This window comes from Aurantibacter crassamenti, assembly GCF_016811105.1.
GTDB lineage: Bacteria > Bacteroidota > Bacteroidia > Flavobacteriales > Flavobacteriaceae > Aurantibacter_A > Aurantibacter_A crassamenti.
Genome location: NZ_JAFBGM010000001.1, coordinates 1,430,647 through 1,453,786 on the forward strand (window position 1 = coordinate 1,430,647; position 23,140 = coordinate 1,453,786).

The window sequence follows — 23,140 nt, forward strand, 5'->3', positions numbered from 1 at the left end:
ACTTTATATTTGCACACCTTTTGCAGAATTGATGTAAAAGAAATATATTTTGACTAATGCAGGCGTGGTGGAATTGGTAGACACGCTAGACTTAGGATCTAGTGCCGCAAGGTGTGAGAGTTCGAGTCTCTCCGCCTGTACAAAGAAAAGCTTCTCATAATTGAGAGGCTTTTTTGTTTTATACAAACCGCTTTGTTATCTAATTACATGACCTTGGGTGTTTCCATGCATAATAGATGTTATTTCTTCTTCTGTACTTGTGTGCTGATCCCCTTTAATTGTGTGCTTAAGTCCAAAGGCTGCGGTAGCAAAATCTAAAGCTTGTTGGTTTTTCCATTCTTTTCCATAAGCATGTAAGAAAGCTGCGGCAAATGCATCACCCGTACCAAAGCGATCCATAATCTCAACATCGTAAGTATTGTTCGATTGTAGTATTGAATTGTCAGCTCTTAAAATTGCAGATATTTTATTTTTACTCGCAGAGGAGTGGTCTCGAACGGTAAAGGCAATTCTCGGAATTGTAAATATTTCAGAAGCTTTTTCTATGCTGTGCATTGATTTTTCTAGTGAAGAATCTCCTTTGGGTGTGTAATCAAAAACATCCATCATCATGCCGTAATTACCGAATAGTAAATCAGTTTGTTCAAGAATAGGTAAAAATATTTTTCGCGCCGCTGCGGTAGAAGACCAAAGTGAGCGTCTAAAGTTAGGGTCGAAGGCTACTTTTACACCCATATTTTTTGCAGTAGTAACCGCTTTTAAGGTTTCTGAAGCGCATGAAGCTGAAAGAACAGGAGTGATACCAGATACAAAAAGCCAATCTTGATTGAGTAGTATTTCATTCCAATTAAATGCTCCTTGTTTGATTTCGCTTATGGCTGAACCAGCTCTGTCATAAATTACTTTAGAAGGTCTAATTGATTTGCCGGTTTCAATGAAGTATATCCCTATTCTATTACCACCTTTTGCGATTTGACTGGTGTCAACTCCATATTTACGTAGAGAAGCGCAGGCAGCATCGCCTAAAGAATTGTCGGGTACTTTAGAAATAAATTTCACACGATTTCCTAGAAAACCAAGAGAAGAAGCTACATTAGATTCTGAGCCGGCAAAGTTCATTTCTAAGGTGTCTGTCGAGCCTATTTTGACGGCATTAAATGTTGGTGTTAGGCGTAATAAAATTTCTCCAAAGCTTACAAAGTTCATATAATAGTATTTGTTAATTCAATTAAAATGGTGGTTTTTTATAGTTGATAGATGAAGTTTGATTAACATGTATCTTTTTTATAGGTCTTTTACACAATGTAATAATAGAATAAACTATCTCCTAATTTGATATTCTATAATTTTGTATTTCTACATTATAGAAAAGTAGCCATTCCCTATAATTAATTCATTTTTCACTATGTTTACGAATACCAACATTTATTGATGAATCTTAAGTTTAAAGCATATTTATTTTTTTTATTGGCTTTACAGTCAATATTTTTTTCATGTCGTGATAAATTTCCCGATAATAGGATAAGAATTGGTTTCGCTCAAGCAATGACTAATGATGATTGGAGGCGTTCAATGAACAATTCTATGAAATTGCAAGCCTCATTAAATCCTAATATATCGCTTACAATTTATGATGCTAATTATGACGTTGAAAAACAAATTAAACAATTAGAAAGTCTTATTGCTGATAGTTTGGATATAATTATTGTTTCTCCAATTCAATCGAAACCAATTACGCCAGTTGTACAAAAAGCTCTTAAATTAGGAATACCAGTGCTAGTGGTAGATCGAAAAACTGAAGATGAAAAGTATACTTCATATTTAGGTGCAGATAACATTGAAGTAGGGCGAAATGCGGCTAAAGAAATTATTGCATCCAATTCAAAAGATTCAATTTCAATTATCGAAATAAGAGGTTTAAAGGGCTCATCGCCTGCCAAGGAAAGAACCTTGGGCTTTCATCAAATAATTGACCAATATAACTACGCAGAAGTTAAAGCCGAAATTGAGGGAGATTGGGAGAAAGAATCAATTCAAAATAAATTAAAGGCATTATTAACGAAAGGTGTTTTTCCAAATTACATTTTTGCTCACAATGATAGAATGGCCATTGGGGCCTGGGAAGTAGCTCGAGATTTAGGAATTGAAAAAAGTATAAATATTATCGGCGTAGATGGCCTCTCAGGTGTGCAAGGAGGCATACAAGCGGTTAAAAATGGGATTTTACAGGCAACTATATTATATCCCACAGGTGGTGACGAAGCAATAAAACTAGCGTTAAAAATTTTAAATAAAGAATCAGTTCCGAAGAACAATTTGTTGTCAACTACTATAATAAATAAGTTGAATGCTGATATAATGAACAATCAGTTCGAAAAAATAAAAGATCAGCAAGCAGAAATGGAACTTCAATTAGATGCCATAAAAAAACAGAAAGAACTTTACTACTCGCAAAATAATTTACTAAAACTTACAATGTCGCTTTTAGCAGTTGTATTAAGTTTAGCCATATATAGTATCTATTCCATTTTTGCCATTCGCAAGAAAAATAGACAGCTAGAATTAACCAATGATAAGATAACAGTACAGCGCAATCAAATAGAAAAAATTGCAGAAGAAGTTAAGGTTAGTAACGAAGCAAAACTTAATTTTTTCACAGGACTTTCTCATGAATTCAAAACCCCAATTACCTTAATATTAAGTTCAATTGAATCGATGAGCGAATTTGTTAAAGAGAGGGGTTCAAATGTTAGAAACGAAGTAGAGTTAATTTATAACAACTCTAATCGATTATTAAGATTAATCAATCAACTACTTGATTTTAGAAAAATTGAGGATCGCAAATTCAATTTAAAGGCATCGAAAACAAATTTGTATGGTTTTTCGAAAATAATATTTAAAGATTTTGAACGTGAAGCCAAGAAAAGAAATATTGATTTCAAATTAAATTCGAATAATAAGGACTTAGATGTTTTTATAGATAGAAATTTAATGGATAAAGTATATTTTAATTTACTATCTAATGCATTTAAGTTCACCCCTGATAATGGTAAAATTGAAATAGATATTGAAGATGATGTGAACGGAAATAAAGTAAATATTCGATTTAATGATTCCGGCATTGGTATACCAGCAAAAGACATGGATGGCGTTTTTCAAGCATTTTTTCAAGGTTCTAATAATAATAAAAACAGCTCAGGCATTGGGTTGCATTTAAGCAAAGAGTTTGTTGAAATGCACAAAGGCACAATACAAGTGAAATCTATACATGGTGCCGAATTTAGTATTAGCCTCTATAAAGGACAAGCACATTTTAATGAAACGGAAATAGTTACCGAGCAAGATTTGGTAGATACTAATATTATCGATTTTACATCAGAACATTTAATGGATGATAATTATTTGTTGCAAACTCCAAGTACAGACAATGAAAAATACTCGGTGCTTATTATTGAAGATAACAGAGATTTATCCCTTTTTCTTAAAAACAAATTACAAATTGAATATGAGATACATTTGTCAGACGGAACAGATGTTATTGAAAAGGCATTTGAAGTTATTCCAGATATTATACTTTGTGATATCAATTTACCCGATAAAAATGGTTTTGAAATCTGCGAGCTACTAAAAAAAGATTTGCGTACATCGCATATTCCCACAATAATACTTACTGCTTTAGGCAATAAAGAATCATATCTTAAAGGGTTGCAATCGGGTGCCGATTTATATTTAACTAAGCCGTTTAGTTACGCAATATTGGTTCAGTCAATTAAATCATTACTCTATAATAGAGAGAAGCTTCGCTATTATTATACCAGCAACATTCATAAAATTGAAGAGATTGGTTCTTTTGGTAATATAGAGCAGCAATTTGTAAGTAAACTTAACACCCTTATAAACGACAATTTGGGTAATTCAGACTATTCAGTTGAACATCTTGCCGAAAACCTTAATATTTCTAGAGTTCAATTATACAGAAAAGTTAAGGCTATGATGGGTATTAGTATAAGTGATTATATTGGTAATATTAGATTAGAGAAAGCCAAATTAATGCTTGAAACAAGTACATTGACAGTAGCAGAAATTGCATATGCCAACGGCTATTCTTCCCCAAACTATTTCTCTACAACTTTTAAAAACAAGTACGGAACTTCTCCTGCTGCCTTTCGCAAATCCATTTAAAATACCACACGCTGTTTCTTTTGTATTGTATGTACTTATTTACATGTAACAATTTTAAACATCATGTAACATAATTATACTTGTGTTTTTATAGAGCATGTTAATTTTTTTACATAAACAACTGTATTTCAATTATTTATGATTTTTAGACGTAATTCTTAACGAAATCATAACACATTGATACATCATCAAAATACACCCTCTTTTTTTACGAATACTTTAGCTGCCATACTAGAGAATTACGATTATGAAAAAAATATGGGTTTGGTCTATAACCGCTGCACTAGCAGGATTCCTTTTTGGGTTTGATACCGTTGTAATCTCGGGTGCCGATAAAAAACTTCAATCATTATGGAATTCTTCCGATGTATTTCATGGTACAGTTGTTATGGCAATGGCACTATGGGGAACAGTAATAGGAGCAATATTGGGTGGTATTCCAACCAACAAAATTGGCAGAAAAAAAACCTTATTATGGATAGGAATATTCTATACAGTATCTGCAATTGGTTCGGCATTTGCAAATGATCCCATAACATTTGCGGTCTTTAGATTTATAGGTGGTCTTGGTGTTGGCGCATCAACAATTGCGGCCCCAGCTTATATATCAGAAATAGCTCCAGCTAAAGACCGAGGAAAATTGGTCGGGCTTTATCAATTTAATATAGTATTTGGCATTCTAATAGCTTTCTTATCAAACTATTTATTGAGTGGTATTGGTGAGAATGCATGGCGATGGATGATTGGCGTTGAGGCAATTCCTGCACTAATATATACCCTATTTGTGGCTAGTGTGCCAAAAAGCCCAAGATGGCTATTAACTAAAATGCGAAATGATGAGGCGAAAAAAGTACTACAGCTCATCAATCCAGGACAAGACCCAGAGGTCTTAATGTTGGCATTAAAAACAGAAAGTGAGAATACAGTTTCTGGGGAAACACTTTTTATTAAAAAATATAGGTTTCCACTTATGTTGGCTTTTTTAATTGCTTTGTTCAATCAATTTTCGGGAATAAATGCATTTCTCTACTATGCACCCAGAATATTCGAAGAAGCAGGCCTAGGTGAAAGCACTGCACTGTTGAGCAGTATTGGCATAGGTGTCACCAATATGATATTTACTCTTTTAGGAGTTTTTCTTATTGATAAACTAGGCCGAAAACAACTGATGTATATAGGTTCAGTTGGATATATAATTTCCTTATCATTAGTTGCCTGTGCCTTTTTCTTTAATTGGACAGGCATGGCGGTGCCAATTTTCTTGTTTCTTTTTATAGCCGCCCATGCTATCGGACAGGGTACGGTTATTTGGGTATTTATCTCAGAAATATTTCCAAATCATTTACGGGGTTCGGGTCAGTCTTTCGGTAGTTCTGTTCATTGGGTTTTGGCCGCAATTATACCATCATTGGTTCCAGTGTTATTTTCCTCGGTTGGTGCCGGCGCGGTATTCGCATTCTTTGCCTTTATGATGATTCTACAATTGATTTTTGTGGCAGTTGCCATGCCCGAAACAAAAGGGGTTTCCCTCGAAGTATTAAGTGAAAAACTAATTAAAAAGAAGGCGTGAGCTTTAAAAAATCAACAAAAATGAAAAATACCCTTTCAATACTAATAGGTTTTATAACAGTCTTTTGCATGCTTGTTTCATGTAAGGGAGAGCCAAAAAATAGTAAAAACGTGAGTATAGTAACTGATTCAGTACCAAATGGTGAAAACGAAAAGTTATACCGACCTAATTTTCATTTTACTCCAAAAAAAGGATGGATGAACGACCCCAATGGTATGTTCTATTATAATGGTTATTACCATCTCTATTATCAACACTACCCAGATGGTACAACCTGGGGGCCAATGCATTGGGGTCATGCCATCAGTAAAGACCTAATAAGTTGGGTTGAAAAACCAATAGCACTTTACCCAGATGATAAGGGATATATTTTTTCTGGTAGTGCGGTTGTGGATGTAGATAACACATCGGGATTTTCTGAAAAAAGTAAAACTCCAGTGGTTGCAATGTTTACATATCACGACATGAAAAAAGAAAAAGCAGATAAAATAGATGTTGAAACTCAGGCTATTGCTTATTCTTTAGATGAAGGGTTAACCTATGAAAAATATGAAGGAAACCCAGTAGTGAAAAATCCTGATATTCGAGATTTTAGAGACCCTAAGGTTAATTGGGACGAAGAACGCAAGCAATGGACCATGGTTCTGGCCGCAGGCCAAGAAATTATGTTCTATGCATCGCAAGACCTTAAAGAATGGGAGCTAATTTCCACATTTGGAGAAGGAATTGGAAACCATGGTGGCGTCTGGGAATGCCCCGATTTTTTTCAACTACCGGTTAAAGATTCCGAAGAAACCAAATGGGTCTTGTTGGTTAGCATTAATCCCGGTGGTCCGAATGGAGGTTCGGCAACCCAGTATTTTGTTGGTGACTTTGATGGTAAAGTTTTTACAATTGACCAAAATTTTAAAGAGCAGCAAGCAGATGATCATACTTTTTGGGTAGATCATGGACGAGATAATTATGCTGGTGTTACATGGTCGAATGTAACAACTGCCAATGGTGGTAAACTTTTTATTGGATGGATGTCCAATTGGCTTTATGCAAATAATGTACCCACTGATAATTGGAGAAGTGCTATGACCATAGCACGCGAACTTAGCTTGATTAAGTCTAATGGTACCTATAGGTTAATATCAAACCCAGTAAATGAATTAAAGGGCTACCGCGGAAAAAAAGTAGCAGATAAGAATATAGCTATTGAAGGCGAAACAATTTTGGTTACTTCCAAAACGGTTAATCTAACAAAGACTGAAATAAATTTCGAAATACCCGATTTAGCTGATGGTACATACACTTTTGTGTTGTCAAATGATAAAGGAGACGAGCTTTCCTTTGGTTATGAAGCTACTGAAAATAGTTTTTTCGTAGATCGAAATAAAACTGGTGAAAATGGCTTTTCAGAAAAATTTTCTGATAGAATTTCCAAAGCAGTGAGAACTGCAAACTCAGATACATTGACCGGTAAAATTATACTAGACAAAACTTCTATTGAAATATTCTTTGATGAAGGTGAAACAGTAATGACAGAAATTTTCTTTCCGAAAGTACCTTTTCAAACCCTATCTACATGGTCGGATATTAAAAACTTTACACTTGATAAACTTGAAATTCATGAATTTAACTTTAACTAAAACTCAATTATTATGAAACTAAAACTCTTATTATTATTTCTATCATTTGTTCCGTTGGGGCTATTAGCTCAGGATCAAATAACAGGTACGGTGATTTCTGCCGATGACGGAATGCCTTTGGCGGGCGCTACGGTCATTGTTAAGGGAACAACCACAGGAACAACCACAGATTTTGATGGAAACTATACCATCGAAACTGACGAATCAGATGCAATCTTGATATTTAGTTATATCGGATTTTTAACTACAGAAATGGCCGTTGATGGGCAAACTACTATAGATTTAGCAATGCAAGCAGATGCGCAGCAATTAGATGAAGTAGTTCTAACAGGTTATGCTACGGAAAGAAAAGCGGACTTAACAGGCGCGGTAACTGTAGTAAAATTAGGTCCCGTTGAAGGTCAGAGCATGAGTTCTGGTAGTGCTGTACAATCATTACAAGGTAGAGTGCCAGGGCTTTTTATCGAAAAATCTGGCGACCCTACAGGTAATGGTAATCGTATTCTCATTAGAGGTGTTACTACATTGGGTAACAATGATCCACTTTATGTTATTGACGGAGTACCAACGGTACGTCAAGAAGTATTTTCAAGTTTAAATCCTAGTGCAATAGAATCGGTTCAAGTATTAAAAGATGCATCCGCATCTTCTATATATGGTGCAAGAGCAGGTAATGGTGTTATTATAGTAACTACCAAAAACAAAGCCAGAGCAGCAGGTGGCGAAAAATTAAGTATTTCTATTAATTCAAACATGTCTGTTTTATCTGAGAAGAAACAGCGCTATGATATGCTAAACGCGCAACAACGTGGTGAGGTTTTATGGCAAGCATCTGTTAATGACGGAGCTGATCCTAATGGAGGCTACGGTGAAATATATAATTTTGATTGGAACGGAGATTTTAATAACCCTGTACTAAACAGTGTTAGTGTTCAACCATTTGTTGGTGGAGATCCGAATTTTCCTGCAGGCGATACAGATTGGCAAGATGAGACTTATAAAACTGGATATGTTTTTAATAACGATGTTAGTGTATCTGGCGGTACAGAAAATTCTTTTCATTTATTAAATATTGGATATTTAAAGAACACCGGTATACTACAATACACAAATTATGATAGATACAGTGCAAAATTAAATTCGAACTTCAATTTCTTTAACAATAAGTTACGTGTCGGTGTAAATACACAATTTTCAACCTCCGATGAAACCTTGGCTTCTCCTGATGTTGGAAGTGCCCCCACACCAGGTTTAGCAATTACAAGTGCGCCAACTATTCCGCTATTTGGTTTAGATGGTGAATATGGTGGCCCTCTTGGAGCTGGATATTCCGATCGTAATAACCCTGTGTTAATGCAGTTCTTAAACCGTTGGGATAATACCGAACGTACTTCAATTTTTGGTAATGTTTTTGCTGAATTAGATTTAGCTAAGAACCTAACGTTTAGAACAAGTGTTGGCCTTGATTATAATGATATTAAACGTAAAGACATTGAAACCACTGTTAATAATGGATTTGTAACAAGAGGTAATAATAGGTTAATAATAGATTCTAATAAGTTTACAAGTTTAATTTTTACAAACACGTTGAATTATAATTTGGAATTAGGAGATCATCGATTTGGTTTACTTGTGGGTACTGAATCTGTTAGAAATGATTCTGATAATGTATTTGCTTCCGCTGACGGATTTGCAGTGGAGACTGAAAATTATTTTGTACTCGGTGCTGCTACAGGGGCAAGAACTTCAAATGGTAGTTCAACAGGAAGTAGACTACTATCTCAATTCGGTAAATTTAATTATTCATATGCCGATAAATATATTGCATCTGTTACGGTACGTCGCGATGGTTCTTCAAGATTTGGATCAGATAATAGATACGGTATTTTTCCAGCAGTTTCTTTAGGTTGGAGAATTAGTGAAGAAAACTTTTTAAAGGACAATGAGCTAATTAGCAATTTAAAGTTAAGAGGTGGTTACGGTGAGGTAGGTAATCAAAATATTGGTGATTTAGCACGTTTTGGAATTTATGAAGCAAGGTATGGTGATAATGAGGTGCAATTTACACCTGGGTTCTTTGAGATCTATTACAATGTAGGTACAGCCTATGATTTAAATGGAAATAATGGAGGTACACTTCCTTCTGGTTTTGTTTCTACACAAGCAGCAAATCCAGCTTTAAAATGGGAGACTACAAAAGAAATTAACGTAGGTCTAGATTTTGGCTTATTCCAAAATAAAATTGTGGGATCTTTCGATTATTTTACTAGACAAACAGACGATATATTAACAACTCCACCTATAGCTTCTGCCATTGGTGAAGGACAACAACGTGTGTTGAACGGAGCTTCTACAGAAACCAAAGGTTGGGAACTATCGTTAGATTATGCAAAAACTTTCGACAATGGCCTTTCTTTAGGGGTTTCAACAAATTTTGGTGCATTTAAAGATAAGATAACTGCCTTACCTGAAGAAGTTAGACCTGCTTTTCCAGGAACTGCCGAGAACTCTATTGTTGGTCAATCGCAATTTTCAATCTTCGGATATCAAACAGATGGTCTTTTCCAAAGCCCAGAAGATGTTGCTAACTCCCCTACACAAGTTGGTGCTAGACCAGGTGGATTAAAATTCAAAGACATAAGTGGAAATGGAAGCATTGGTACTGAAGATAGAGATTTCATTGGTAATACTTTACCAGATTTGGAATATGGTGTACGTATAGATTTAGGCTACAAAAACTTTGATTTTTCTGTTTTTGGTTCTGGGGTAACCGGAAGAATTGGTCAAGATCCATATATCCTTTGGAACAATTTTGTGCAAGGTCGTGAGAATGCTGGTCTAGGAGTCTTAAATTCTTGGACACCGACTAACACGAATACTGATATTCCATCAACTTCATTAGCATTTAACGATTTAAGAGTGTCCGATTATTTATATAGAAATAACTCTTATTTCAAAATTAGAAATATGCAAATCGGATATTCCTTGCCAGAAGATTTAATTAACAAATGGGGAGGTATGAGTAAGTTAAGAATCTATTTTCAAGGAGAGAATCTCTTTTGGTTTACTCCTAACGATTATATCGGATCTGATCCAGAGCGTACTGATGTAAATAGAATTCCAGTACCAACTGTATTATCACTAGGACTTAACGTGAATTTTTAAAAATTGAAATCATGAAAAATAGAAAAATATATTTATTAGTAATGTTGGTTTCAATACTCTTCGTCTCTTGTGAAGATGACTTTTTAGAGTATGAGCCAGAAGGTGTGCTGTCCAACGAAAATGTGGCTACAGCAGATAATGCAGAGGCCTTAGTAGTGGCGGCTTATGCAGGAATCGCGAATGATGATATGATTGGTCCACTTACGCAAATGTGGGTTTATGGTAGCGTTCGATCTGATGATGCATATAAAGGCGGAGGTGGCCGTGGTGATGTGGATATTGTGGATAAATACGAACAATACAACCTAACGGAAGCCGATAATGGTACAGATTGGATGGGACCAAGGACTTGGACCAACTATTATGCTGCAATTTCGAGAGCAAATTTTGCATTGTCTGTAATTAACGAAATTCCTGATGGTGATTACCCAAATAAAACCATTCGACAAGCAGAGCTTCGTTTTTTAAGGGCTCATTCGCATTTTATTTTGAAGCAGTTGTTCAAGAAAATTCCATATATAACTGAAGAGCTAACACAAGATGAAATTGCCTCAGTTTCTAATGATCTTTCAAATGATGAATTATGGAATACCATAGCTCAAGATTTTCAATTCGCATTTGATAATTTGCCTCAATCGCAAGATCAAGTTGGAAGAGCTGATAAAAATGCAGCTGCGGCATATCTAGCCAAGCTACGTTTGTATCAAGCTTATGAGCAAAATGAAACGCACCAAGTTACAAATATCAACACTGCTCGGTTAGAAGAAGTTATCACTTTTGCTGATGCAGTAACTGCCAGCTTAGAACCAGATTATGCAAATAATTATTTAGATGGTTTTGACAATGGCCCAGAATCAATTTGGGCAGCACAATTCTCAATAAACGATGGTACAATAGTTAGTCGTGTAAGTTTTGTAACTGGTCTAAATTCTCCGCACGGAACTGGTTTATACGGATGTTGTGGTTTCCATTTGGCAAGTCAGAACATGGTTAATGCCTTTAGAACAGACGCAAGCGGGCTTCCATTATTAGATACTTTTAATGATGAGGATATTTTTAATACAGTAGAAGATGATGGAACTTCTGTTCCTGCTGCAGGTCTTACTATTGATCCGAGGCTCGACCATACTGTTGGACTACCTGGAAGACCATTTAAATATAGAAATACGGTTAACGAAACGGGTGATATGGTGTATAATTTTAGTTGGGCTAGAGATCCTGGGGTATATGGATACTTTGGTAATATGAAAGAACAACAAGCACCCGATTGTTCTTGTTATGTTAAAGAAGGCCCGTTTGTTGGTACATCTAAAAATGTTGATTTTATACGCTATGCCGATGTGCTTTTATTTAAGGCCGAAGCTTTAATTCAGTTAGACAGATGGGATGAAGCATTGCCAATAATAAATCAGATTAGAACTCGTGCTGCTGCAAGTACCGCAAGGCCTATTGCTGCTGGTGCAGATGATATTTACAACATTGGTACCTATACAGATTTTCCAAGTAAAGAGTTTGCGCTTAAGGCATTAAAGTTTGAAAGAAGACTAGAGTTTGGAATGGAAGGACCAAGATTCTTTGATTTGGTTAGGTGGGGCGAAGCAGCTGAAGTGCTTAATGCTTATTTAGCTACGGAAAAGACTAAAAGAGATTTCTTAGCGAGTGCACAATTTACTGCTGGTAGAGATGAGTATTACCCAATACCACAAAGAGAAATTGATTTTACAGGTGGCGTGTACGCGCAAAACCCAGGGTATTAAATAAATTGAGAAAATTCAGTGTTCTGAATTAGTTGAGTTGGTTTTTGAAAGCACGGGTGTTGTTTCCCGTGCTTTTTTCATGAATTTCTGTTAGATAAAATGAAAATATTAGGAATAGATATAGGTGGGTCTGGAATAAAAGGTGCTGTAGTTGATACAGTAAATGGTAAATTGGTTACCGAGAGAATTCGATTCGAAACACCGCAACCTGCACACCCAGAAGAAGTAGCTAAAACAGTTCAACAATTAGTTCGTCAATTAAATTGGCAAGGTGTTGTTGGATGTAGTTTTCCAATGGTAGTTGTTAACGACACCTGTAAAACTGCAGGAAATATGACGAATAATTGGGTTGATATAGAAATAGCTAAACTCTTTCAAAAGAAATGTGTGAATACCAATTTTTATATAGGTAATGATGCAGATTTGGCCGGGTTAGCAGAAATGAAATTAGGTGTTGGGAATGGTTTAAAAGGTAAAGTAATCATGGTTACTATAGGTACTGGTTTGGGTACGGGAGTTTTCTACAATGGTAATTTAATTCCGAATATTGAAATGGGTCGTGTTCTATACAAGGATGGATTACCCGTTGAATTTTTTGCTTCTGGATTGGCAAGGAAAAAAAATAATTTGAAATTGAAAGAATGGGCAAGTCGATTCGATTATTTTCTTACGCATGTAAAAAGAATAATGTCTCCTGATTATTTTATAATTGGTGGAGGTTTAAGTAAGAAATTTAATAAGTTTAGTAAGCACCTTTCTATTGATACACCTACAAGAGTTGCACATTTCGAAAACGATGCCGGAATTGTTGGTGCTGCCCTTTATGCAGCATCTTGTTTAGGAAATGAAGGTTGAGTAAATCAAAAATTTTAAAGAAGATCATTTTTCTCAAGTGAAGATTTTAATTTGGCTTGATTTTCCCAAAAACGATCTTTAATTTTTTGAATTGTCTTGTTATAATTTGGGTGACTTTTTAAAGGTGATATAAGTGGGTCTTTTTCTATAAATAAAAGAACCCAATATTGATAATGGTCCTGTGTCGCAAAAATGTTGAGTTGTTCAATGGCTTCATCAATTTTACCTTCATGGGCATAAAGCATTGCTGTGCTGGCACTTTTATAAATAGATTTGTCATTTTTGCAATACGCCGCATAAGCATTATAAAATGTAGCTGATTTATCTTTAAAACCCATTCTCTCATATACATATCCAATTTTTAGATTTTCATGTGGGTAAATATTTAAATTAAGCTTTTCTTTTGTCTTAGAAAATTTATCATAGTACTTATATGCACTCTTATAATCTTCTTGGAAATAATTAAGTTTTCCAATTTCCTGCATGATATCTAATCGAGTACTATCTTTATATAATTCTCTAATTAAAGATTTTTTAGTTTGTTCAAGATTACCATCTTTAGCGTACTGAATGTAAGCTTTTGCGTAAGGTGCGTAATAGTTATTAGGGTCATAATCTAACGACTGATTGATATAAGTCATAGCTTCTTCAGTAAAACCACTTTGAGCTAGAGCATTACTCAGGTTTAGATAAATGTAACTTTTTGAAATGGAATCATTAGCGGCAATATCTAGCTTAACACCCATTAGTGCATACTTTAGGTATTTTGCTGTATTCGGAATAAAATTAGAATATAGGCTCGATAGCACTTGAACTACAGCATTAGAATTAGGATTATATTCCAACGCTTTTTCTAGATGAGGCAATGCTAATCTATATTCTTCCGTATGCATATAATACAGTGCTTTAGCGATGAGGCTCACGTCAGATTTTGTATCGTATAACAATGCCTTATCTGCATAGTTGTTAATAATCTCTGTGTAGTGTTTTTGCTTCTGAAATTCATCTAGAAAATAATAAGATATAGCCAATTTAGCATAGGCATGAGCAAATTGAGAGTCAAGTTCAACAGCTTTTTTAAGTAATTCAATTGCTTTTTCTAAACCTTCTTTACTTCTCGAATTATAAGGTTCCAGAGCCTGAAGGTATAAGTCATACGCCAATAAGTTATTGGTTGGTTTTTTTTCTATTTGTTCCAACTCCGCTGGGGTGACAACCGCCTTAATTGCTGCAGCAATTTTTTTAGCAATATCGTTTTGCAAGGTAAAAATGTTGACCACTTCCTGGTTATACTGCTCTGCCCATATCGGTGTATCCGTAGCGGCCTCAATCAACTGTACCGTTAATAATACTTGATTGTCTATGCGTTGTCCGCTGCCTTCAACAATATAATTTACATTTAGTTCGCTAGCAATCTCAGGAACACCTTTATAAGAGGCTCTGTACTTTTCAACTGAGGTTCTGCTAATTACTCGAAGATCTTCAATTTTTTGCAAGTTGTTTAAAGCGGATTCCATTAATCCATTTACAAAATATATATTGGTAGAATCATTACTTTCATTTTTGAATGGTAAAACAGCAATTGACTTTTCAATAGTTACTTGTTCTTTTGTCTCATTTTTGCCAAAATGTAAAAAGAGGCCTATTAAAATTCCTACTGAAACAAGAATTAATAGGGGCCATTTGTAGTTGTTAATCGATTTTGCCTCAACTTTTTCAGTATTAATTTTTGCTACTTTTCCTATTTCACCTGGTGGATGTCCATAATGCTCGCGAAAACATTTGATAAAATAAGAGGTACTACCAAAACCAACTTGATGCGAAATCTCCGAAATGGTTAATGAATTTTCATTAAGTAGCGCAATACTTTCTTTCAGTCTAATTTGTCGAATATATTGGCTGGCTGAAAGCTGTGTTTGTTTTTTAATTTTTCTGAGCAGATTAGATCTACTCATATGCATAGCATTTGCTAACTCCGATACTCCAAATTGTTCATTAGATATATTTTCAAGAAGAATAGACTCTGCTTGTTTAATAAAGTTTGAATTGTTTAATGGTTGGTCAGACATGCGGATTTTAACTTGTACTAATTTAGGTAAAATGTAAAGAAATATACATTATCTACTTACCCTATTTTAGCAGCACCTATTTGTCCATTGCATCATAATTGTTATGCCTTGCGTCATAATTTATATACCCTCACGAAACTTTACAGATTTGTCCGCATAGCTCATAAACGTTGCTTCATGTTGTGAAAGACCTTTGTAGAAACAAAAATGTAAACAATAATTTAAATTTTAAAAAAAATGAAAACATTAAGAATTAAAGTATCAAAATTATGGGTATTCACTTCAGCTATGTCATTAATATTTTGTGTGGCTTGTGGTCAAACGAATAAGAAGTTGAAAGGAGATGAAGCAATAGTTCATAATAATGCGGCTGTAGATAAACCATTTATAGATTTTCAAACGGCTATTTTGTCGGATGATTTAGAATCAGTAAAACAACACATTGCATACGGTACTGATTTAGATCAACGAGATGCTATGAGCGGATCCACACCTTTAATTACTGCGGCCAGCTTTGGTAAAAGTAAAATTGCGCAGGAACTTATCGCGGCGGGTGCAGATTTGCATGCAAAAAATAATGACGGAGCAACAGCTTTACATACTGCTGCTTTTTTCTGTAGAATCGAGATTGTACAATTACTTATTGACGCCAAAGTAGATAAATCTATAAAAAACAATTTTGGGCAAACGGCTAGAGAGTCTGTTATGAGTTCATTTACAGAGATAAAGCCAGTCTATGAAATGCTAAAGCAACAATTGCAACCTATAGGTTTGCAAATAGATTTAAACGAAATTGAAAAAGCGAGACCAGTTGTCGCAATGATGTTGCAATAATTAATTTAAAAATTCACCAAAATGACACTAGAAAGAAGATACGATATAGATTGGTTACGGGTTATTGCAATTGGCTTGTTATTAATTTATCATATAGCAATAATTTTTCAGCCATGGGCTATGTTCATTGGTTTTATAAAAAGTGAGGAAACCGCAGAAGTGCTTTGGAAGCCTATGACAATGCTAAATGTTTGGCGAATACCACTATTATTCTATGTGTCGGGAATGGGACTTTATTTTGCTATGCGCAAGAGAAACTGGAGGCAATTGCTTGTTGAACGTACAAAACGAATTTTATTACCCTTCGTTTTTGGTATTTTGGTAATAACACCTATACATATGTTTATTTTTCAAAAATATTATAATATGCCCATGGGTTATTTTCCTCATCAAGGCCATTTGTGGTTTTTAGGAAATATTTTTGTTTACGTTCTTCTTCTTTTGCCTCTTTTTAACTACTTAAAAAAACAGGAAGGTAGTCGGTTACACAAAGCCTTATCCGTATTAATGAGCCACGTTGGTGGACCCTTAGTAATAACACTCTTTTTTGTTATTGAAATCCAATTGGTAACTCCTCAATTATTTGCACTATACGCACAAACATGGCACGGATTTTTTTATGGATTTATTGCCTTCTTTTTTGGATTTCTATTAATGTACAGTGGTAAAGCATTTTGGCTTACTGTGTTAAAATGGAAGTGGTTATATGTTGGTTTTGCAATCGTTTTATATGGATTAAGACTGGTGATGTTTATGACTGAAGCACCTGGCTATCTTATGGTTTTGGAATCTAATTGTTGGATTTTTGGGGTGTTTGGTTTTGGATATAAATATTTAAACAAATCGAGTAAATTATTAAATTACCTAAGTAAAGCTGCGTATCCTGTGTATATTATTCACATGTTTGCTTTGTTTGCCGGTGCAATGTTAATATTGCCGCTGGAAATCCCCGTACTAGTAAAATTCGTTTGTATCGTTGCATTTACTTGCCTTACATGTTATCTTATTTATGAATTTATCATCAGAAGAATTGGTTTTTTAAGACCATTATTTGGATTGAAATGGATATTTAATCCAATTATTAAAACGAGAAAACAGACTGAGTAATGGTACCAGTTTAAAACAATTAAATATTAAATAATGAAAAATCAGACAAAACGAATACTACGAATAGTATTTATTATGATTAGTGTAGGTTCGTTGTATTTTGTGCCTTGGGTTTTGGTGAAAGCATGGATTTTACCCTTGCCAGAAACTGTTCAAGAACAATTGGATGAGGCTATTAGTTATGGATTTGATGGTATGATTGTATATGTAGATCAAGCAGGGAAACCACCAGCTTTCTATGCTGCTGGTTATAATAATAGGGAGCAAAAAATACCAGCCAATCCTAAAAGTTTATTCAAAATAGGTAGTATAAACAAGTTGTATGTGGCCGTTGCAATAACCAAATTGGTTAAAGACAAACGCTTGGATTTAGATAAAACCGTAGCAGATTATTTTCCGGAATTGGTTGGAAGAATAGAGTATGCAGATAAAATAGCCTTAAAATTACTGGTGCAGCATAGAAGTGGTATTCCAAATTTTACAGATCATCCCGGATTTTGGGATAACCCACAAGAAAGCGATATAGATGTGCTTGAATATGCACTAGACTTACCAGCTAGTTTTAAACCCGATAAAGGTTATGAATATTGTAATACGAATTATTTGTTACTCATTAGGTTAATTGAAAAAGTAGTAGGGTATAGTCATCATCAATTTATAAAAGAAGAAATTTTAAGACCACTTAAACTTAATAACACCTTTTTTTCCCTGAGTGAAATAAATATGGATGACTTAATGAGTGGTTATTATGTTGGTTATGACCAAGATTTAAAGGCAAATGATTATAGTTGTATGATTGCGACGGCGGAAGATGTAGGTATATTCTTGAGGGCGCTAAATGATGGTTCTGTTTTTGAAGAAGGTGAAAAAGAAATTTATTCGGGTATTTATGTTTACGAACACGGTGGATTAATTCCTGGCTACCAAAGTTTATCAGAGTATCATGAAGATATTGATACGGTTGTTGTTCAATTTATGAATACTACAGATTTTAATGGGTATAACTGGAATTTGTCTGAGATTATAATTAATCGTATTGTTAAAATTCTAAGGCGTTAAATAGTTACTATTTTGATTGGTACCTTTTTTAATTAGCCAGTGTGGTAATTAAATATTTTTTGTGAGAAAGTGAAAAGTACGTATCTTAAAACGTTTTAATTTTCTGAGAATGAGTTGCAAACGCTATTTTTTTTAAGATTTAATATATAGTATTTTAGAAATTAAAACTATTAAAGTTAATCGCTATAACCATTAAACACTAATCACTACAGATTATGAAAAATATCAATTTTGTTTCGATAGTACTTCTTTCCCTGTCATCAAGTTTGGTTTTTGCTCAAGATTTATCCAAAAATCATCTTGATGAAAGTTTGAATAACATTGTAAAAACAATGCCATTAGCTTTAAATGATTCGAATTCACAATCAGTAAAAGCATTTAAAAACCACAATGTGGATAATGAAAAAAGCAATATTATGAAAGAGTTGAAACCAGTAAGGTCCGGTGTTTATAAGTGGAAAGACTATCCGGTGAAATATGGAAATCTTAGTGAGTCTAGAAGTATAATGGAAGGTACTTCACCTCATTTTGAATATCTAGAAATGCATGCTACAACTAAATTTCCTGGAGCAGAGCCAAGTACAGCCCATGCAAATGCAGAATATGAAGAATGCATTATTGTGAAAGAAGGGAAAATGAAGGTTACAATCGAAGGAAAAAGTACCATATTAGAGGCAGGTGGAGTAATATTATTAATGCCGCAGCAAATGCATTCACTGGCAAATGTTGGCGATACCAATTTAACTTACACAGTGATGAAGTATAAGTCAAAAAAGAAAATGAATATTGAAAGAGGTGTGGCTGCAGGAGGTTCACTTACAATTAATAAAGATTCATTAACATTCAAGCCAAGCAAACGTGGTGGGGGTATTGCTTATTTTGATCGACCGACGGCAATGTGCGATAGATTTGAAATGCATATAACACAATTGGATGAAAAAGGACCTAGTCATAAACCACATGCACATGATGAAACTGAGATAATAATGGTGCTTTCGGGTAAAACTGAAATGACAATAGATGGTAAAGAATACGAGGCGTCAGCTGGCGATTTTTATTTTATGGATTCGCAATTATTCCATGGAGTAAGAAATGCAACGGATGAAACATGTTCGTATTTTGCATTTAAATGGAAATAAATAGTCAAACCATATAATGCGAAAATCTTCGCAAAGGAAAGCCAAAGAAACAGCTGTTTTTAAAGTTTGTTTATTTGGCTTTCTATTTTGTAACGAAATTAAAATTAGGCGGATATAGATTTAGTTAAAATCAATTCAAAAAAACAATGTAAATTTAAGACCACCATTTTTTTAATCACACAACCTAATGATCACATCAAAAACGTGCTTTTCAAATTCAGTTTTTTTTAAAACAACACTCGTTTTTAGTGTGTTGTATTTCTTTTGTTTTACTCTTATGGCACAAGAAGTGAAGAAAGAACGTGTAATTATTTTAACCGATATTGAAGCTGATCCAGATGATACACAATCATTGGTGCGCTTATTTTTATATTCAAATCAAATTGACATTAAGGGCATTGTTGCGACCACGTCGTGTTGGTTACAAAGCAGAATTTTTCCAGAATCTATCGAGCGAGTAGTAAAGGCTTATGGAAAGGTACAACCAAATCTTATAAAACATGAAGAAGGTTATCCTACATCAGAAAATTTAAGTGCATTAATTAAAAAAGGATTACCTATTTATGGAATGAAAGGTGTAGGTGATGGAAAAGATTCAGAAGGTTCGGAATGGATTATTAAAACGCTTGAAGAGGATGATGATCGTCCATTATGGATTTCTGTTTGGGGAGGTGTAAATACCTTAGCCCAATCGCTGGATAAAATAAAGAAGACAAAAAGTAAGAAAGAGGCTAAAAGACTAATTTCTAAGTTACGGGTGTATACCATTTCAGACCAAGATGATAGTGGTATTTGGATTCGAAATAATTTTCCTGATTTATTTTACATTGTTAGTCCGGGTGATTATTATGCTAATGCAACATGGACAGGTGTGAACACCTTTGTTAAAGGAATTGACAATACTACAATTAGCAACCAGTGGATTGCAGATAATATACAACAATCGCATGGTCCTTTAGGTGCAGAATACCCCGATGTGGCATGGGGCGTAGAAGGTGATACACCAGCTTTTTTATCGTTAATACCCAATGGTCTTAATGAGTCTGAACATCCAGAATGGGGTGCATGGGGTGGTCGATATGAGTTGTATAAACCCGATTTTTCAAAGACTAAAGAAGGTGGGTCGGTTGTAGAGATAGCTCCTGAGACCAGACCAATATGGACAAATGCTTATGATAATTATACACCATATGTAGCAAAAGAATATGGGCGAACTACAAAAAAAGATACCGTAACATTTAATGATTTTAAGGCTACTTTATGGCGTTGGCGAGATGATTTTCAAAATGATTTTGCTGCTCGAATGGATTGGTGCTTAATGTCTTATGAAGAAGCCAATCATCCGCCCGTTCCTGGTTTGTTGCATCCTGATAAATTTACCGTAAAATCAGGGGAGTCTTTTAGTTTGGATGCGTTCAATTCTACAGATCCTGATGGCGATAATCTAAGTTATTTGTGGTTTCATTATCCTGAAGAAAGTTCATATCAAAAGGAAATTGATTTAGGTGCACAAAATGTTCATATTGTGAATCTAAAAGCACCAGAAGTAGCCAAAAAGGAAACACTTCATTTTATTCTTAAACTTTCTGATAAAGGCACACCATCCTTATCTAGGTATAAGCGAGTTATTGTAACTGTGCTACCAAAATAGTGTTTAAAACAATGAACATTAGGTTCTAAGGGTATACAATTTTACAGTGCGAAATTTACATAAATAGTCAGTCGTTCACTTGCCTTTACATTTCCACCAAATAAGTCTTGTGAGATGGGTATAGCAGCATTAGCCCCTAATATGAATTTGCCTGTGGCATATTCTGTTCCAAATGTTCCGTTTAAGAGGCGTCCGTCAGTATCTGCCTGTGCTTCTTCATACTGTTCTATAGATTGATATGAATCACCTGAAACACCTACGAAAGGCATTAATGAAGAGCGTGTAAATGGTATTTTATAATAGACGTTACCTGAATAATTGAACTGATTGCCATAGCGATAATCGTTCTTGTTTTCACCTTTTAAATAGTAGGTGAGCATAGAGCTGAATCCTATTTTGTCTCCTCCATAATTATAACCTAAAGAGAAAATTCCATCTAGACTACCAGTGCCAACTTGAAATCCAGGATTAACTCTATCGGTTAAACTTTCTTCAAATTCGCCAGTTGGTAATTTTGCACCAACACCTATTTGTATAGAGTGTTTGGAAAGTGGTCTTGTAACCGGATATGGTATAGAGTCGTTTTCTTTATTCGAGTAAAATTGCCATTTAAACCAGCCTACTACGCTAGCATCGCCAATACCGTTTAAAGCTTCATTTGCTGATCCACTTTCAAATGTTCTATTTAAATCTTGATAGGGCAAACTTGCTGAAGCATAGAATTTCTGTGTGATTGGTATTTGTGCCCATAGCTGATAAGTGTTTAAATATTCATGACTGCTTGGGGAGTTTGCGAATATTCCGTCTTTCGATTCAAAACTCTGGTGCGTATAACGAAGACCAATAAAATTCGAATTAGCAAGTGTGCCGAATCCTGAACTTCCGCTACTAGTGGCGCAACCACACAAATCACAAAAAGGTTTTAGTAGCATGAATTCATGATTGTAATTACATGGGTCAGGTTCTGACGCTAAGCCACAATAACCAATAAGAAACAATAAAAATGTGGGTATGTATATTTTAATATTCTGCAAAACGTGTATCGTTTAAAAATTCGTTATCAGTAAATGTTTTTAAAAAGGCAATGAGCTGCACTTTTTCATTTTCGGTAAGAGAAATACCAAAACTCCCGTCACTTCTTTTTAGGCTCTCATCTACATTTCCGTTGTCTACCATACCGCTATCATAAAAATTTAAAACAGCTGTTAATGTTGCAAATCGGCCATCATGCATGTACGGAAAAGTCTTCTCTACATTTCGTAAACTAGGTACCTTGAATTTGTACAAATCTTCAGGATTCTCAAGTACTTTAAAACGGCCTGTATCGTCTAACTTCGCATTAATCGGTAAACCTGTATTGCGGTAGCTTTGATCTGTAAATAAATCAGTAGCATGACATGACGAGCATTTATTTTCAAAAATATTTTGCCCTTGTAATTCAACCTCGGTTAAAGTGACACCTTCTTCATTTCTAACATACTTATCATATTTTGAGTTTGATGATACCATCATTAACATAAATTGAGAAAGCGCCTTAAGAATGTTCTCACTATTAATTTCACCATCATCAAATGCGAGCGGAAATTGCGATTGATAATAGGTGTCAGCTTTTAATTTGTCGACAACGTTACTTAAAGTTTCACCCATTTCTAGCTCACTAGTTAAGGGAATAATAGGTTGTAGGTCTAGATGCGAAGCAGCCCCATCCCACATAAATTCAGAGAAATAAGCTAAATTTTGCATAGGTTGTGAATTGCGAAATCCTATTCCGCCATTCACGCCATGACTTAGGGTGTGACCATGATGCGTAAACGCAAAAGCCTGCTCATGACAAAAAGCACATGGTATTGAATTGTTAGCTGATAATTTTCCATCATAAAATAATGCTTTACCCAAATCAAAACCCTCTTGTGTGACAGGGTTGTTGCTTAAGTTATATTGTATTTCAGGAAAATTTGCTGGTTGTTCTACTTGTAAATATGTAGGTGTATAACTGATTTCTGGTGAATCAGAATCACAACTCCATAAAATAGCCAAACAGCTTATTACTAAATAGATTTTATTGTTCATAGAAAAAGGAAAAAGTACCACAAGGTAAAGCCTTGTGGTACAAAATTT

At 34.7% G+C, this 23,140-nt stretch carries 15 protein-coding genes and 1 tRNA gene; 12 read left to right on the plus strand and 4 right to left on the minus strand.

Going from position 1 to position 23,140, the window contains the following annotated elements; genetic code table 11:
• Positions 1-58: 58 nt before the first annotated feature.
• Positions 59-140, plus strand: a tRNA-Leu gene (locus tag JQC67_RS05910).
• Positions 141-195: 55 nt separating this feature from the next.
• Here JQC67_RS05910 and JQC67_RS05915 read toward each other — a convergent pair.
• Positions 196-1,206 carry a sugar kinase gene (locus JQC67_RS05915; protein WP_203251923.1) on the minus strand — a complete coding sequence of 337 codons (1,011 nt, stop codon included), beginning with the start codon at positions 1,204-1,206 and terminating at the stop codon, positions 196-198.
• Positions 1,207-1,431: 225 nt separating this feature from the next.
• Here JQC67_RS05915 and JQC67_RS05920 point away from each other — a divergent pair, with 225 nt between their 5' ends.
• From JQC67_RS05920 to ppgK, 6 genes are all read left to right on the plus strand, one after another.
• Positions 1,432-4,182 carry a hybrid sensor histidine kinase/response regulator transcription factor gene (locus JQC67_RS05920; RefSeq protein ID WP_203251924.1) on the plus strand — a complete coding sequence of 917 codons (2,751 nt, stop codon included), beginning with the start codon at positions 1,432-1,434 and terminating at the stop codon, positions 4,180-4,182.
• Positions 4,183-4,429: 247 nt separating this feature from the next.
• Positions 4,430-5,752 (plus strand): sugar porter family MFS transporter, encoded by a 1,323-nt coding sequence (locus tag JQC67_RS05925; RefSeq protein WP_203251925.1) that lies wholly within the window; start codon positions 4,430-4,432, stop codon positions 5,750-5,752.
• A 20-nt stretch (positions 5,753-5,772) separates the two neighbouring features.
• The gene (locus tag JQC67_RS05930) at positions 5,773-7,386 is read left to right on the plus strand and encodes a glycoside hydrolase family 32 protein (RefSeq protein WP_203251926.1); all 1,614 of its coding nucleotides are present in this window, start codon (positions 5,773-5,775) and stop codon (positions 7,384-7,386) included.
• Positions 7,387-7,398: 12 nt separating this feature from the next.
• Positions 7,399-10,551 carry a SusC/RagA family TonB-linked outer membrane protein gene (locus JQC67_RS05935; protein WP_203251927.1) on the plus strand — a complete coding sequence of 1,051 codons (3,153 nt, stop codon included), beginning with the start codon at positions 7,399-7,401 and terminating at the stop codon, positions 10,549-10,551.
• Between the two features lie 11 nt (positions 10,552-10,562).
• Entirely contained in the window at positions 10,563-12,308 is a 1,746-nt protein-coding gene (locus tag JQC67_RS05940) for a RagB/SusD family nutrient uptake outer membrane protein (protein WP_203251928.1), read from the plus strand.
• Positions 12,309-12,407: 99 nt separating this feature from the next.
• On the plus strand, positions 12,408-13,163 hold the full coding sequence (ppgK, locus tag JQC67_RS05945; RefSeq protein WP_238934495.1) for a polyphosphate--glucose phosphotransferase: 756 nt from the start codon (positions 12,408-12,410) through the stop codon (positions 13,161-13,163).
• A gap of 14 nt (positions 13,164-13,177) precedes the next feature.
• On the opposite strand, the gene JQC67_RS05950 is transcribed toward ppgK, so the two are convergent.
• Positions 13,178-15,232: a helix-turn-helix domain-containing protein gene (locus JQC67_RS05950; protein WP_203251929.1), complete on the minus strand. Its 2,055-nt coding sequence runs from the start codon at positions 15,230-15,232 to the stop codon at positions 13,178-13,180.
• A 237-nt stretch (positions 15,233-15,469) separates the two neighbouring features.
• On the opposite strand from JQC67_RS05950, the gene JQC67_RS05955 reads away from it, so the two are divergent.
• The 5 genes from JQC67_RS05955 (at position 15,470) to JQC67_RS05975 (ending at position 21,022) form a co-directional block, all read left to right on the plus strand.
• Positions 15,470-16,066 carry an ankyrin repeat domain-containing protein gene (locus JQC67_RS05955; RefSeq protein ID WP_203251930.1) on the plus strand — a complete coding sequence of 199 codons (597 nt, stop codon included), beginning with the start codon at positions 15,470-15,472 and terminating at the stop codon, positions 16,064-16,066.
• 21 nt (positions 16,067-16,087) lie between these two features.
• Positions 16,088-17,173, plus strand: a complete 1,086-nt coding sequence (locus tag JQC67_RS05960) for an acyltransferase family protein (protein WP_203251931.1) — start codon at positions 16,088-16,090, stop codon at positions 17,171-17,173.
• Positions 17,174-17,206: 33 nt separating this feature from the next.
• Positions 17,207-18,232, plus strand: coding sequence for a serine hydrolase domain-containing protein (locus JQC67_RS05965; protein ID WP_203251932.1), 1,026 nt, complete (start codon positions 17,207-17,209; stop codon positions 18,230-18,232).
• A gap of 215 nt (positions 18,233-18,447) precedes the next feature.
• Positions 18,448-19,371 (plus strand): cupin domain-containing protein, encoded by a 924-nt coding sequence (locus tag JQC67_RS05970; protein WP_203251933.1) that lies wholly within the window; start codon positions 18,448-18,450, stop codon positions 19,369-19,371.
• 277 nt (positions 19,372-19,648) lie between these two features.
• Complete coding sequence (locus tag JQC67_RS05975; RefSeq protein WP_203251934.1) at positions 19,649-21,022, plus strand: DUF1593 domain-containing protein; 1,374 nt, start codon at positions 19,649-19,651, stop codon at positions 21,020-21,022.
• Between the two features lie 41 nt (positions 21,023-21,063).
• Here JQC67_RS05975 and JQC67_RS05980 read toward each other — a convergent pair whose 3' ends face one another.
• Together JQC67_RS05980 and JQC67_RS05985 are read right to left on the minus strand one after the other, a co-directional pair.
• A complete protein-coding gene (locus JQC67_RS05980) occupies positions 21,064-22,056 on the minus strand; it encodes a transporter family protein (protein WP_238934496.1) in 993 nt (330 codons plus the stop codon).
• A complete protein-coding gene (locus tag JQC67_RS05985) occupies positions 22,043-23,092 on the minus strand; it encodes a cytochrome-c peroxidase (protein WP_203251935.1) in 1,050 nt (349 codons plus the stop codon). Before JQC67_RS05985 ends, JQC67_RS05980 begins: the two co-directional genes overlap by 14 nt.
• Positions 23,093-23,140: the final 48 nt, after the last annotated feature.

What these genes read in the sequence shown, in the direction of transcription:
- JQC67_RS05970 (WP_203251933.1), top strand. Translation starts at nt 18,448, where the DNA reads ATGAAAAATATCAATTTTGTTTCGATAGTACTTCTTTCCCTGTCATCA.
- JQC67_RS05985 (WP_203251935.1), bottom strand. Translation starts at nt 23,092, where the DNA reads ATGAACAATAAAATCTATTTAGTAATAAGCTGTTTGGCTATTTTATGG.
- JQC67_RS05935 (WP_203251927.1), top strand. Translation starts at nt 7,399, where the DNA reads ATGAAACTAAAACTCTTATTATTATTTCTATCATTTGTTCCGTTGGGG.
- JQC67_RS05955 (WP_203251930.1), top strand. Translation starts at nt 15,470, where the DNA reads ATGAAAACATTAAGAATTAAAGTATCAAAATTATGGGTATTCACTTCA.
- JQC67_RS05930 (WP_203251926.1), top strand. Translation starts at nt 5,773, where the DNA reads ATGAAAAATACCCTTTCAATACTAATAGGTTTTATAACAGTCTTTTGC.
- JQC67_RS05950 (WP_203251929.1), bottom strand. Translation starts at nt 15,232, where the DNA reads ATGTCTGACCAACCATTAAACAATTCAAACTTTATTAAACAAGCAGAG.
- JQC67_RS05975 (WP_203251934.1), top strand. Translation starts at nt 19,649, where the DNA reads ATGGCACAAGAAGTGAAGAAAGAACGTGTAATTATTTTAACCGATATT.
- ppgK (WP_238934495.1), top strand. Translation starts at nt 12,408, where the DNA reads ATGAAAATATTAGGAATAGATATAGGTGGGTCTGGAATAAAAGGTGCT.
- JQC67_RS05915 (WP_203251923.1), bottom strand. Translation starts at nt 1,206, where the DNA reads ATGAACTTTGTAAGCTTTGGAGAAATTTTATTACGCCTAACACCAACA.
- JQC67_RS05960 (WP_203251931.1), top strand. Translation starts at nt 16,088, where the DNA reads ATGACACTAGAAAGAAGATACGATATAGATTGGTTACGGGTTATTGCA.
- JQC67_RS05920 (WP_203251924.1), top strand. Translation starts at nt 1,432, where the DNA reads ATGAATCTTAAGTTTAAAGCATATTTATTTTTTTTATTGGCTTTACAG.
- JQC67_RS05965 (WP_203251932.1), top strand. Translation starts at nt 17,207, where the DNA reads ATGAAAAATCAGACAAAACGAATACTACGAATAGTATTTATTATGATT.
- JQC67_RS05940 (WP_203251928.1), top strand. Translation starts at nt 10,563, where the DNA reads ATGAAAAATAGAAAAATATATTTATTAGTAATGTTGGTTTCAATACTC.
- JQC67_RS05925 (WP_203251925.1), top strand. Translation starts at nt 4,430, where the DNA reads ATGAAAAAAATATGGGTTTGGTCTATAACCGCTGCACTAGCAGGATTC.